Genomic DNA, 12,728 nt, shown 5'->3' with positions numbered 1-12,728 from the left:
CGGTAACATCGAGATTGTTCCGGCCGCACACCACCAATGGGTCGTCTATTCTCGACCGCACAGCTGATCGACTCTGCCGCAACAGGACTGGACCAAACGGTCGCTTTCCCGGACGGCAGCGATCCCTCTCGCGGTCCCATCGGAGAAACCATGAGCACCCAGATCGACACACCGGTCCGCCCTGACCACGGCGACGATGACGTCGCCTGGGAACGGCTGACCGGACAGTTGACGTGGTACAGCACCAAGGCCGCGGCTGCTCAGCGCGTATACAAACGGATCAAGCTGGCGCAGATCGTGATCGGCGCACTGCTACCGGTCGCGGCACTGGCCGCCCCCGCTGTCATCACCGCGACCATCGCGGCTACCCTCGTGGCGGCCGAGGGAGCCCTGCAGCTGTTTCAGTGGCAGTCGAACTGGATTCGCTATCGCGCGACGGCGGAGGCGCTCAAACGCGAGAAGTTCCTGTATCTGGCCAAGTCCGGGCCCTACCGTGACGGCGGGCGCAAGCGGGCACTCGCCGATCGCACCGAGGCGATCATCGCCGCGGAGACGTCGTCATGGGTCGCGCTGCACGAAGACGCCGACGAGACACAGAAGTAGCTATTCGAGTTCGGCGGATTCGGCGATCCGGGCACGGAGAGCGGCCGCGACGGCGACCGGGTCCGCGATCGAGACGACCGTGGTGAGCGGGGAGTCCGCGATCGCCAGGGCGCGGTCGTTCGTCCCGATCGTCCTGGCATCGGCGATCTCGTCGGCCGTTCGACCCGATCCCGCCAAAACGACAGCCGCCCTACCCACCGCCAAACTGTTGAGCGCATCCACATAGGCGATGGCACCGCCGTTGACGAGCATCGTCACCGAGCCCGCACGGCCCGCGATCGCCGTCGCCACCGCCGCCAACCACGGCGACTCGTCACCCCACTCCGAGCCCGGCACCAGCACGATGTCGGTGTGCCCCGGCTCGACGTGCGCCCAATCCGGACTTCGAGGTGGGGGCGCTCCGGGTAACCGCACTGTGCCTTCGGCCACCACACCGACCAGCCGGAAAGTCGCGTCCGCCGAGCGCCGCGCATCACCGACCATGCGCATCACACCCGCGTCGGTGCCGCCGTCGACGACCACCGCGCCCAGCTGTTCGACCAGCGGCACAACGTGCTCGACGAGGAGACGGGCCAGCGGACTGTCCGGGTCGACGGGCAGCCCGGCGGCGCCGCCGACCAGCACGAGAACCGGGCGACCGGGCGTCAGCGTGGTCCGTCGCAGGGATTCGTCGATCGTATCCAGCGAATCCAGGATGGTGATAGTTGGCGGGGGCACGGCGCTCTTTCTGTCGACTTCACTTGTGACGCAACATACTTCGTTCGCTCAGGGCTGATCCGCGAGCCCACGCGAACCAGTGGCCAACCCCTCGATCAGCGCGTCCCAGTATTCGTCGTCGCCGTCACAGTAACTACGCAATCGCCTGATCGTGGTGTAGGTCGATTCCTTTTCCATATCACTCGGCGTTGTGCCGAGCGCCTGGTCCAGCCAATCCAGCGCATCAGGCATTCGGCCGTCGTAGATCGCGAGCTCGATCATGGTGGCGTAGTCCCAATACGTTGCCCCACCTCGGACGATGCGGGCGCGTGCCGCGTACTCCACCACCGGAAGCAGCTGCGCGAGACGCTTGCTGCGTCGGTCATCGATCCACAGCAGATGAACCGCGTTGATGCCAGGGTAGTAGTCGCGCCAGTCGAGCTCGAATCCGGCAGCGTAGGTGTCGATCGCGAGCCGAAGATACCCGCGCGCCTGCGGTGTGCCCTGCGCGGCGGACCATCGATCCTTATAGATTCTGCCGAGAAGGCCGAGGGTCTCACTACTGCTGCCGTACTCCTGACACAGCTCACGCAGTTCGTTTTCGGCGACGATGCTTCCCGGCTGCAATCGATTTCGCGCGAAGGCCCGCTGCTCGCGCACGGTCACACTGCGGGCGAGCGAGGGCGGAAGGTCATCGACCAAGTCGATCATCTCCCGCCACATTCGAAAGTCCCGATAGGCCAGCAACAGATCGATCAACAGGCTCTCGTCGTACCCGTGGAGGTCCGACAGCGCCAGACGGACCCGCGATATCTGCTCGACGGCCTCTTCGCGTCCACGACGGTCATCGCCGCGCGCCGCCTCACGTGCCTCGTCGAGTTGCCGACGGACCGCTTCGGAGACTTCGAAGCGGTCGTTGAAGGCCTCGAGATCGGACTTCGAGAGCTTGGGCGTCGTCAGCCCGGTGAACAGCTCGAACAACGGGCTGTCGGTACGTTGTTCGGCGCGTGCGAGCCGCAGCTGTTTCGTCAGCTCCGCGCGGTCGACCTCCGGGCGGCTCGGGCACCCGACCGCGTCCAGCTCGTACCGGTGGACTCGCTCAGGAGCGAGATCGAACGGCAATCGGAATCCCGCGGCCGAGATCAGGACGGTACTCCAGGGTCGAAGGGCATGGCGGATTCCGAGCTCGTAGTACACGTTCGCGTTGGCTTGCGTCAGGTCCGCGACCACGTAGTCACACACCATCAACCGCTCGAACATCGCTCGGTGAATGAACCCACCGAACTGCTCTTCGTCGGCCCGCAGGCAGGCCATGCCCGCGTCCTGCACCGCGGGCTTGACGATCGACTCGTACACCCGGTCGAATTCGATCGCCGAGGCCGCCTCGCCTTTGGTACCGAAGGGCATGATCACGAAGCACAACGGCTTCGCCGAGAAAACGCTGTCGTTCATGCTTGACCGTCCGATCAGCTTGCACCGCAATAGTGTTCATCGAACCAGCGAGATTCGTGGTCTCGTCCGGCTCATCCGACAAAGATGTCGTACAGCGTCGGATAGGCCGCGCCGATCCCGGCGTTCGGCTCCGCTCCTTCGCCCGCGTCGAATTCCTGGCAGGTTCGCGTGTACGCCCTGTCCCCGAGATACCGATCCCACTCCGTCTCGGTGAGATTGCGACCAGCCCGTCGACAGGCTTCACGAATCCACAGCGCCGGACCCCAAACCCTGGCGGTGTCGTCGTCACTCGCGGAAACCAGCATTTCGCCGCCCCCATGGAATGCCGTCGACGTGATCGGGCCGGAGTGCCCGCGCAGCGGTTCGCCTACTTGCTGTCGAGTCTGCGCGTTCCATAGTCGAACTGTCTTGTCGTCACCGCCGGTGGCCAACAACTTTCCACTCGGGTGAAAGTCGACCGAGTTCATCCCCTCGATATCGCCACGCATCGGCGGCCCGAGCGGCTGTCCGGAGGGCAGGTCCCACAGCTGCACCGCCACACCGGCAACCGCCAGTCGTTCCCCGGTGGGATCGAAGGCAAGCGCCTCGATCTTTCCCGTGCCACCTACCAGCGGTGGACCGATCGGCTTGCCCGTGTCGATGTCGAAGACCCGCGCGGAACCGTCGAAGGCGCCAACGGCGAGCAACCCGGTACGCGGATGAAACGCCAGCGCCGACACCGTGCCCGCGTCTACGATCGGCGACCCGACGAGCTGTCGGCCCGTCCTGGCGTCCCACAGCCGGACCGTGCCGTCCGACCCCGCGGCGAGGACATCTCGGCTCGGATGGAAAGCGATCGCCTCGACATCCCTCTCATCGAGTTCGGTGACGAGCTTCTTCCCGTTCTCGACATCCCAGATCCACACGTCCTCCTCGATCAGTCCAAGCGCGCCGACCAGCGTGGGGCCGGGGCGCATGGCCATCGCCGTCACCGGCCCGTTGTATCCGACGCGGGAATCGTCGGTACGGAAGATCTGACCAGGAGGCAACGGGTCGCCCGCACCGATGAGGTCCTTGCCCGCCGGCTTGCCGGTTTTCGGGTCCCAGCGCCGCACGGTCCCGTCCAGCCCGGCGGTCACCACCTCGTCACCATTGAACTCGACACCGGTGACGCTGTCACGGTGACCACGGAGTACCCCGCCGGTCTCCTTCACATTGTCCGGATCCAGCAGTCGCACGGACCCATCGCCGGTACCGACCGCCAGTTGCCTGCCGACTGCGCTGAACGTCACGGCGAACAGCGGATTGTCGTGGCCGGTCAGCGGTTCGCCGATCTGCTGTCTGGTATTCGGATCCCACAGGCGCACGTCACCGTCCCAGCTCGCCGTCGCCAACCACCGACCGTCAGCGCTGAACGCCACCCGTGGCACAACACTAGAATGCCCCTGCAACGGGTCACCGATCGCGGTTCGGGTAGCGAGATCCAGCAAGGTGACGGTGCCTCGCAGATTGGCATCGGCGATGGCGAGCAGCCGCATATCCGGGCTGAACGACATCGAGGTCACCCCGGTCGCACCCTGGTCGGCGCCCGGCAGCGGAGCACCCAACAGCTGGCGAGTACTCGGGTTCCACAACCGCACGGTCCTGTCCGCCCCGCCCGTGGCCAGGGTGCCGTCCGCGCCGAAAGCCAATGCGGTGACCCCTCCGGGGTGGATCATCGGATCGCTGAGCTCGGTCCAGGTCCGCGTATCCCACAACCGCACCGAGTCGCCACTGCCCGCGCTCGCCAGCAGCGACGCATCCGGACTGAAAGCGAGCAGACCCGCGCCGCCCGCCTGTGGCAACGGCGGAACTACCTGCTCCCAGGTTTCGGTGCTCCACACCCGAACAGTCGCGTCCGACGTGTTGCCCGCGGTGACCAGCACCGCGTCCTTCGGACTGAAGGCGACGGCCGACACCCCTCCGGTGTGGCCTTCCAATTGCCGCAGCTGTCGACTGGACCGCGCGTCCCACACCCTCGCCGTCGAATCCCAACCGCCACTGGCCACCAGCGTGGCGTTCGCGTTGAACGCGACCGACGGCACCGGGCCGCGGTGGCCACGTAGCGTCCGCGCCAGTCGGTCGTTGGCGAGTGCCCGATTCAAGACGTCGACCGATTCCCTGGTCGCGCCGAGCCGGAGCCCTTCCAACGCCAGGAGATACGCCAGATCGTCTTCGTCGCCGATCAGGTTCGCGGCCTGGGCCGCGAGCGCCCGGGAGGTCGCGATCCGTGCCTGCAGTTCGGCGGCGTCTCGCTGTTCCCGTGTTTCGCGCACCTGGAAGAACAGCCCTATGCCGGTCAGGATCGCCACGACGAGCAACCCCACCAACCCGGCGACAGCGGCGTTGCGGCGCCGCTCGAAGGTTCGCTGCTGCTGGATATCTTCGCCGACCAGGTCGGACTTGCTGCGCCCGTGCACTCGCGCGGCGAGGGTCGCTATCGCATCCTGAAACCGCAGATCACGCAGATCTGGCCGATCGAATCGCCCGTCGCGCAGGTCGACCCATTTCGGCTCGTGCGTGAAGTAGCCGCGCAAGACATCCGGCAGCGCATCGGTCGCGCCCCAGTCGTAGTCCGTGGTGCCGGCGTCCCATTGTGGCGCGGTACCGTCGGTCAGCGCGAAGAGGAACCGGCTGGGATCCTTGTGCCGACGCCAGTAATCGACTTCATCGCGTACCCACCCCGACGCGGCGGCCTCGGGCGAGGCCAGCAACAGAAAGTACCGGGAATCGGCGAGTACCTTCTCGATGTCGGGCCACAGGGTCGGTGTCGCGGTGAGGTCGTTCTCGTCGAGAAACACCCTCAGCGCGGGCGTGCGGGTCCACGGGCGCGCGAGGTGAGCGAGGCCGGTGCGCACTGCGGGCGCGAGATCATGATCGGCTCGGTGGCTGTAGGAGATGAAGACGTCGGGTTGTCGCGGTCGATTCATCGACCGCTTCCACGGCAGCCACCGTCCACCCCAAACCTGTATGGCTGCATACACATTGGTCACCTGGCCCAGGATGGGACACCGCGCGCACGCTGTCCAGCCTTTCCCGGAAAACAACGAGCGGCCCGCATCGCGACACCTCGATATCCAGCCTGTTGCAGCAAGCAATTCGCAAGACTCGGCGCGCAGCGTTGTACACCGAAATACCGAAAGGCCCGCTCGCACATGGCGAATGGGCCTTTCGGATGTGCGAAGTACTTACGCGGTTTCGGTGATCGGGCGGTCGACCCAGCTCATCAGGCCGCGCAGCTTGGCGCCGGTGACCTCGATCGGGTGCTCGGCGTTCTCCTTGCGCAGACCCTCGAGCTCCTTGTTGCCGCCTTCGACGTTGGCGACGAGGCGCTTGACGAAGGTGCCGTCCTGGATGTCGGTCAGGATCGCCTTCATGCGCTCCTTGGTACCGGCGTCGATGACGCGCGGGCCCGACAGGTAGCCACCGAACTCGGCGGTGTCGGAAACCGAGTAGTTCATGCGGGCGATGCCGCCCTCGTACATCAGGTCGACGATCAGCTTGAGCTCGTGCAGGACCTCGAAGTAGGCCATCTCGGGGGCGTAGCCCGCCTCGACCATGACCTCGAAACCGATCTTGACCAGTTCCTCGGTGCCACCGCAGAGCACGGCCTGCTCACCGAAGAGGTCGGTCTCGGTCTCTTCCTTGAAGGTGGTCTTGATGACGCCGGCGCGGGTGCCGCCGATGCCCTTGGCGTAGGACAGCGCCAGGGCCTGGCCCTCGCCGGTCGGGTCCTGATCGACAGCGATCAGAGCCGGAACGCCCTTGCCGTCGACGAACTGACGACGCACCAGGTGGCCGGGGCCCTTCGGGGCGACCATCGCGACGGTGACGCCGGCCGGAGCCTTGACGAGACCGAAGTGGATGTTGAGGCCGTGGCCGAAGAACAGCGCGTCGCCGTCCTTCAGGTTGGGCTCGATGTCGTTGGTGAAGATCGACGCCTGCGCGGTGTCGGGCGCGAGCACCATGATCACGTCGGCCCAGGCGGAGACCTCGGCGGGGGTACCGACGGTCAGACCGGCCTCTTCGGCCTTCGGGCGAGACTTCGAACCCTCGGCCAGGCCGACGCGGACGTCGACGCCGGAGTCGCGCAGGCTCAGCGAGTGCGCGTGGCCCTGGCTGCCGTAACCGATCACGGCGACCTTGCGGCCCTGGATGATCGACAGGTCAGCGTCGTCGTCGTAGAACATCTCGACTGCCACTTTGGTTGGTCCCTTCTGAATGAATGCGGTTAGGAAAAGTTATCGCGGAGGTTGCTGAAGGAGGTTCAGCGGGTCGCGGTGATCGATTTGGGGCCGCGGCCGACGGCCACGACACCGGACTGCACGATCTCGCGGATCCCGTACGGCTCGACCATGCGCAGCAGCGCGTCGAGCTTGGAACGGGTGCCGGTCGCCTCGATGGTCAGCGCGTCGGGCGACACGTCGATCACCTTGGCGCGGAACAACTGCACGGCCTCGATCACCTGCGTGCGCACCGACGCGTCGGCGCGCACCTTCACCAGGATCAGCTCGCGGGCCACCGAGGCGTCGGCGTCCTGCTCCACGATCTTGATGACGTTGATCAGCTTGTTGAGCTGCTTGGTGACCTGCTCGAGGGGCAGATCGTCGACGGTCACGACGATCGTCATCCGCGAGATCTCGGGGATCTCGGTGCCACCGACGGCCAGGGATTCGATATTGAAGCCACGGCGCGAGAACAGGCTCGCGACTCGCGCCAGCACGCCCGGCTTGTCCTCGACGAGGACGCTCAGGGTGTGGGTGGTGCTCATTCGTCGTCGCCCTTCTCGGAGGTGGCCTGCTCGCGTTCCATCGCCTCGTGGATGACGGCCGGCTCGGAGACCGACTCGTCCTCGTCGAAGAGCGGACGGATGCCGCGGGCGAACATGATCTCGTCGTTGCTGGTGCCCGAGGCGACCATCGGCCACACCTGGGCGTCCTTGCCGACGATGAAGTCGATCACGACCGGGCGGTCGGTAATGGCCTGGGCCTGGCGGATCGCGTCCTCGACCTCGGACTCCTTCTCCACCCGGATGCCGACGCAACCCAGCGCCTCGGCCAGCTTCACAAAATCGGGGATGCGCAGGGAATGCGTGCCGAGATCGGTGTTGGAGTAGCGCTGTTCGTAGAACAGGGTCTGCCACTGGCGGACCATGCCCAGGTTGCCGTTGTTGATCAGGGCGACCTTGATCGGCACCCCTTCGATGGCACAGGTGGCCAGTTCCTGGTTGGTCATCTGGAAGCAGCCGTCACCGTCGACCGCCCAGACTTCCTTGTCCGGCGCGCCCATCTTGGCGCCCATGGCAGCGGGCACCGAGTAGCCCATGGTGCCGAGACCGCCCGAGTTGAGCCAGGTGCGCGGGTTCTCGTACTTGATGAACTGCGCGGCCCACATCTGGTGCTGGCCGACGCCGGCGCAGTAGATGGCCTCGGGGCCCGCGAGCCGACCGAGGGTCTCGATGACGTACTCCGGCGAGACCGAGCCGTCGCTGGGCGTCTTCCAGCCCAGCGGGTAGTTCTCGCGGATGCCACTGAGGTAGGCCCACCATTCGGTGAGGTTCAGCAGCGGTGCGTCGCCGGCCTGCGGATCGGCCTTGAGGGTTTCGATCAGCTCGACGATCACCTCACGCGCGTCGCCCACGATCGGGACGTCGGCGTGGCGGTTCTTGCCGATCTCGGCCGGGTCGATGTCGGCGTGGATGACCTTCGCGTCGGGCGCGAAGGAATCCAGCTGACCGGTGACGCGGTCGTCGAAACGGGCGCCGAGGGTGATCAGCAGGTCCGACTTCTGCAGCGCGGCGACGGCACCGACGGTGCCGTGCATGCCGGGCATGCCCATGTTCAGGGTGTGGCTGTCGGGGAACGCGCCCCGCGCCATCAGCGTGGTGACCACCGGGATGCCGGTGAGTTCGGCCAGCTCGAGCAGTTCCGGCGAGGCGTCGGACTTGATGACGCCACCACCGACGTAGAGCACCGGCTGCTTGGACTCCAGGATCATCCTGGCGGCCTCGCGCACCTGCTTGCCGTGCGGCTTGGTGACCGGGCGGTAGCCGGGCAGACGCATCTCCGGCGGCCACGAGAACGTGGTCTGGGCCTGCAGCGCGTCCTTGGTGATGTCGACCAGAACCGCGCCGGGGCGACCCGAGGCGGCGAGGTAGAACGCCTCGGCCAGGGTGCGCGGGATCTCGGCGGCGTCGGAGACCAGGAAGTTGTGCTTGGTGATCGGCATCGTGATGCCCGAGATGTCGGCTTCCTGGAACGCGTCGGTGCCGACCAGGCTCGACGGCACCTGACCGGTGATCGCCACGATCGGGACCGAGTCCATCTGGGCGTCGGCCAGCGGGGTCACCAGGTTGGTCGCGCCGGGGCCGGATGTGGCCATACACACACCGACCTTGCCCGAGGCCTGCGCGTAACCGGTCGCCGCGTGACCGGCGCCCTGCTCGTGCCGGACCAGGACGTGGCGGACCTTCTTCGAGTCGAACAGCGGGTCGTAGACAGGAAGGACCGCGCCGCCGGGAATGCCGAATACCGTGTCGACGTCGAGCTCTTCGAGGGACCGAACCACCGACTGGGCGCCGGTCACGCGCTCGGGCGCGACCTGGCGGCGGGCGGGGTTGGTCGCCGGGCTACCAGGGGTAGCTGAAGGCGCTGACCTGCGGGCCGATGGCCCGGGTCGTGCGGTTGGTGCACTCACCGTCTTCGTTCCTCACTGTCTCGTTCTGACTCGGACTGACCCGACAGGGCCGCTGGCATTCGCCCGAACACAAAAAAGCCCCCGCCCAGCGCATGGCTGTTCGAGGGTGGCGCGTCGCAAACGCGAGCTGACGTATTGACTAGGTGTCAGGCTCAGCGCTGGACGCGCCGGCCGATTACGAGCTCGTTTCGAATCACGCATACGACGTTAGGCGCGCGTAGTGCGTCGAGTCAAACAGGCTTTCCGCTCCGGTCCCATTCTGTGGGACTCGAGTGGTTGCGTGGGTCCGTGTACCAAGATGCGAGGATAGGAGGGTGTCATCACCGCATCAGTCCGTGCCACCGGCTAAATCGTCCCACACCACCGACGAGGGAACCGATACGGGTCGCCCGTCGCGACCCGGCGGCCTGCGCTCGGCCAGTCCGGGGCGGCTCGCGGCGATCGGCGCGGTGGTGCTGGCCTACCTGGTCTTCATCGTCGTCGGCACGGTGCAGGACTGGTCGCTGGGGGTGCGGATCGGGGTGATCGTGCCCGTCGCGGTGGTCGTCTGGCTGCTGATGCCGCGCCGGACGAACACGCCGACGCCGGGTGTGCACGTGATCGGCGTTCCCCGCCTGGCCTATATCGGCGTACTGGTGCTGGCGTTCTGCGTGTTCTTCCCGTTCGTCGGGTGGCCGGCCGTCCTGTGGCCGCTGCTGCTGGCCCCGGTGATCGCGGTGTGGTGGGTGGTGCGCACGCACACGACCGTGTCCGAGTCCGGGCTGGATCTGAGCTCGATGACCAGCACGAAGCACCTCGACTGGGCGCGGATCAAGGGGATCAGCATTCCCAAGCGCGGCTCTGTGCGCGCCCGGCTCGACGACGAATCCGAGGTGAAGCTGCCTGCCGTCGGTTACGACCGGTTGCGTGAGCTGATCGAAGCGTCCGGCGGGCGCCTGCCCGATGTGTTCGCCGCCGCCGAAGCGGCCGAAGCCGAGCGTCTCGCCGCCGAGCGGGCCGCGGCGAAGGCGGAAGCCGACGCGAAGGCCGAGCCCGAAGCTGCAGCGTCGGAGGCGAAGGCCGAACCGGACGCGGAGCCGAAGACCGAGCAGTGACCGTGGGCACTGTGGGAATGAGCACGTCGGCGCGATCCTTGTACCGGTAAGCTGACGGCGACCGGGCACCCCGCGCCGACGGCACCACCGCGGCGACACCTCACGGAGCGACACTCCCGCCTCGAGCCCCGGTTCCCGCTCCCCCGCACGCCACCACCGGCGCGATGCGACCATCGCTCGCCGGAGTAACGTGAAGGGCTGCCGGACGCACCGCGATCGCGCACGTGCCACGCAGGTCAGCCCCCTGTGCGCACGCTCGCCACGCACCCAGCGACATCACGAGGACTTCCATGCCACCGCTTCGCTCACGCACCACCACCATCGGCCGCAATGCTGCGGGCGCGCGCTCACTCTGGCGCGCGACCGGCATGACCGATTCCGATTTCGGTAAGCCGATCATCGCGATCGCGAACTCCTACACCCAGTTCGTGCCCGGTCACGTGCACCTCAAGAACATGGGCGAGATCGTCGCCGAGGCGGTGGCCGCCGCCGGTGGCATCGCGCGCGAGTTCCACACCATCGCCGTCGACGACGGCATCGCCATGGGTCACGGCGGCATGCTCTACTCGCTGCCCTCGCGCGAGATCATCGCCGACTCCGTGGAGTACATGGCCAACGCCCACACCGCCGACGCGCTGGTGTGTATCTCCAACTGCGACAAGATCACTCCCGGCATGCTCAACGCCGCGATGCGTCTCAACATCCCCGCCGTGTTCGTCTCCGGCGGGCCGATGGAGGCCGGTAAGGCGGTGATCGTCGACGGTGTCGCGCAGGCGCCGCTCGACCTCGTCAGCGCGATCTCCGCGAGTGCGAACCAGGCCGTGTCCGACGAAGGACTGGACGAGGTCGAGCGGTCCGCGTGCCCGACCTGCGGTTCGTGTTCGGGCATGTTCACCGCGAACTCGATGAACTGCCTGACCGAGGCGCTCGGCCTCGCGCTGCCGGGCAACGGTTCCACCCTCGCCACCCACTCCGCGCGCCGTGCGCTGTTCGAGCGGGCGGGCACGGTGATCGTCGATATCGCCAAGCGCTGGTACCAGGACGACGACGCCTCGGTGCTGCCCCGAAACGTGGCCAACGCCAAGGCTTTCCGCAATGCGATGGCCCTCGACGTCGCCATGGGCGGCTCGACCAACACCGTGCTGCACACCCTCGCCGCCGCGCAGGAGGGCGAGATCGACTTCGACCTGCAGACCATCGACGACATCAGCCGCAAGGTGCCGTGCCTGTCGAAGGTGTCGCCGAACTCGGATTACCACATGGAAGACGTGCACCGTGCCGGTGGCATCCCGGCCATCCTCGGCGAGCTGCGTCGCGGTGGGCTGCTGGACACCGACGTCACCACCGTGCACACCGCCTCCTTCGAGGAATACCTCGACACCTGGGATGTGCGCTCGGGCAAGGCATCCGAAGAGGCCATCGAGCTCTTCCACGCCGCCCCCGGTGGCGTGCGCACAGTGGAACCGTTCTCCACCAGCAACCGCTGGTCCTCGCTCGACACCGATGCCGCCGGTGGCTGCATCCGCGACGTCGAGAACGCCTACACCGTCGAAGGCGGGCTGTGCGTGCTGCGCGGCAATATCGCTCCCGACGGCGCGATCCTCAAGACCGCGGGCATCGACGAAGACCTGTTCACCTTCGAAGGCCCGGCCGTGGTGGTCGAGTCGCAGGAGGACGCGGTGTCGATGATCCTCGGCAAGAAGATCCAGCCCGGTGACGTGGTCGTCATCCGCTACGAAGGCCCCGCCGGCGGTCCGGGCATGCAGGAGATGCTGCACCCGACCTCGTTCCTCAAGGGTCTCGGTCTCGGCAAGGTGTGCGCGCTGATCACTGACGGCCGCTTCTCCGGCGGCACCTCGGGGCTGTCGATCGGTCACATCTCTCCCGAGGCCGCCTCGGGCGGTGCCATCGGCCTGATCGAGAACGGCGACCGCATCCGCATCGATGTGCACACCCGCGCGCTGGAAGTGCTTGTCTCCGACGAGGTCATGGCCGAGCGCCGCGCGAAGATGGAAGCCTCGGAGCGCCCGTGGCAGCCCGTCAACCGCGACCGCACGGTCACCACCGCCCTGCGCGCCTACGCGGCGCTCGCCACGTCGGCGGACAAGGGTGCCGTTCGTCAGGTGCCGTAGCCGCCTCCCCGCGTATTCAGGCTCGCCGCCGGTCGTT

General features: G+C 66.9%; 9 protein-coding genes. 3 read left to right on the top strand and 6 right to left on the bottom strand.

Annotation, left to right across the window (positions count from 1 at the left end; genetic code table 11):
• The first annotated feature begins 150 nt into the window (after positions 1 to 150).
• Entirely contained in the window at positions 151 to 603 is a 453-nt protein-coding gene (locus ACFQ9R_RS18765) for a DUF4231 domain-containing protein (protein WP_378992067.1), read from the top strand.
• Here the strand turns inward: ACFQ9R_RS18765 and ACFQ9R_RS18760 are convergent, their stop codons facing one another.
• The 6 genes from ACFQ9R_RS18760 to ACFQ9R_RS18735 form a co-directional block, all read right to left on the bottom strand.
• On the bottom strand, positions 604 to 1,320 hold the full coding sequence (locus tag ACFQ9R_RS18760; protein WP_378992066.1) for a hypothetical protein: 717 nt from the start codon (positions 1,318 to 1,320) through the stop codon (positions 604 to 606).
• Positions 1,321 to 1,368: 48 nt separating this feature from the next.
• The gene (locus tag ACFQ9R_RS18755; protein ID WP_378992064.1) at positions 1,369 to 2,751 is read right to left on the bottom strand and encodes a TRAFs-binding domain-containing protein; all 1,383 of its coding nucleotides are present in this window, start codon (positions 2,749 to 2,751) and stop codon (positions 1,369 to 1,371) included.
• A 71-nt stretch (positions 2,752 to 2,822) separates the two neighbouring features.
• On the bottom strand, positions 2,823 to 5,699 hold the full coding sequence (locus ACFQ9R_RS18750) for a toll/interleukin-1 receptor domain-containing protein (RefSeq protein ID WP_378992062.1): 2,877 nt from the start codon (positions 5,697 to 5,699) through the stop codon (positions 2,823 to 2,825).
• 258 nt (positions 5,700 to 5,957) lie between these two features.
• On the bottom strand, positions 5,958 to 6,959 hold the full coding sequence (ilvC, locus tag ACFQ9R_RS18745) for a ketol-acid reductoisomerase (protein ID WP_174551969.1): 1,002 nt from the start codon (positions 6,957 to 6,959) through the stop codon (positions 5,958 to 5,960).
• Between the two features lie 77 nt (positions 6,960 to 7,036).
• Positions 7,037 to 7,540, bottom strand: coding sequence for an acetolactate synthase small subunit (ilvN, locus tag ACFQ9R_RS18740; protein ID WP_019048314.1), 504 nt, complete (start codon positions 7,538 to 7,540; stop codon positions 7,037 to 7,039).
• Positions 7,537 to 9,465: an acetolactate synthase large subunit gene (locus tag ACFQ9R_RS18735; protein ID WP_378992061.1), complete on the bottom strand. Its 1,929-nt coding sequence runs from the start codon at positions 9,463 to 9,465 to the stop codon at positions 7,537 to 7,539. Before ACFQ9R_RS18735 ends, ilvN begins: the two co-directional genes overlap by 4 nt.
• Positions 9,466 to 9,779: 314 nt before the next feature.
• On the opposite strand from ACFQ9R_RS18735, the gene ACFQ9R_RS18730 reads away from it, so the two are divergent.
• Positions 9,780 to 10,559, top strand: a complete 780-nt coding sequence (locus tag ACFQ9R_RS18730; RefSeq protein ID WP_378992059.1) for a PH domain-containing protein — start codon at positions 9,780 to 9,782, stop codon at positions 10,557 to 10,559.
• A 290-nt stretch (positions 10,560 to 10,849) separates the two neighbouring features.
• Positions 10,850 to 12,691 carry a dihydroxy-acid dehydratase gene (gene ilvD / locus ACFQ9R_RS18725; protein WP_378992058.1) on the top strand — a complete coding sequence of 614 codons (1,842 nt, stop codon included), beginning with the start codon at positions 10,850 to 10,852 and terminating at the stop codon, positions 12,689 to 12,691.
• The last annotated feature ends 37 nt before the right edge of the window (positions 12,692 to 12,728 follow it).

This window comes from Nocardia sp. NPDC056541 (genome assembly GCF_042794235.1).
GTDB lineage: Bacteria > Actinomycetota > Actinomycetes > Mycobacteriales > Mycobacteriaceae > Nocardia.
The sequence above is the reverse complement of the archived record's forward strand: the minus strand, read 5'-3'. Positions and strand labels throughout refer to the sequence as shown.

What these genes read in the sequence shown, in the direction of transcription:
- ilvC (WP_174551969.1), bottom strand. Translation starts at nt 6,959, where the DNA reads ATGTTCTACGACGACGACGCTGACCTGTCGATCATCCAGGGCCGCAAG.
- ACFQ9R_RS18765 (WP_378992067.1), top strand. Translation starts at nt 151, where the DNA reads ATGAGCACCCAGATCGACACACCGGTCCGCCCTGACCACGGCGACGAT.
- ilvN (WP_019048314.1), bottom strand. Translation starts at nt 7,540, where the DNA reads ATGAGCACCACCCACACCCTGAGCGTCCTCGTCGAGGACAAGCCGGGC.
- ACFQ9R_RS18750 (WP_378992062.1), bottom strand. Translation starts at nt 5,699, where the DNA reads ATGAATCGACCGCGACAACCCGACGTCTTCATCTCCTACAGCCACCGA.
- ACFQ9R_RS18755 (WP_378992064.1), bottom strand. Translation starts at nt 2,751, where the DNA reads ATGAACGACAGCGTTTTCTCGGCGAAGCCGTTGTGCTTCGTGATCATG.
- ilvD (WP_378992058.1), top strand. Translation starts at nt 10,850, where the DNA reads ATGCCACCGCTTCGCTCACGCACCACCACCATCGGCCGCAATGCTGCG.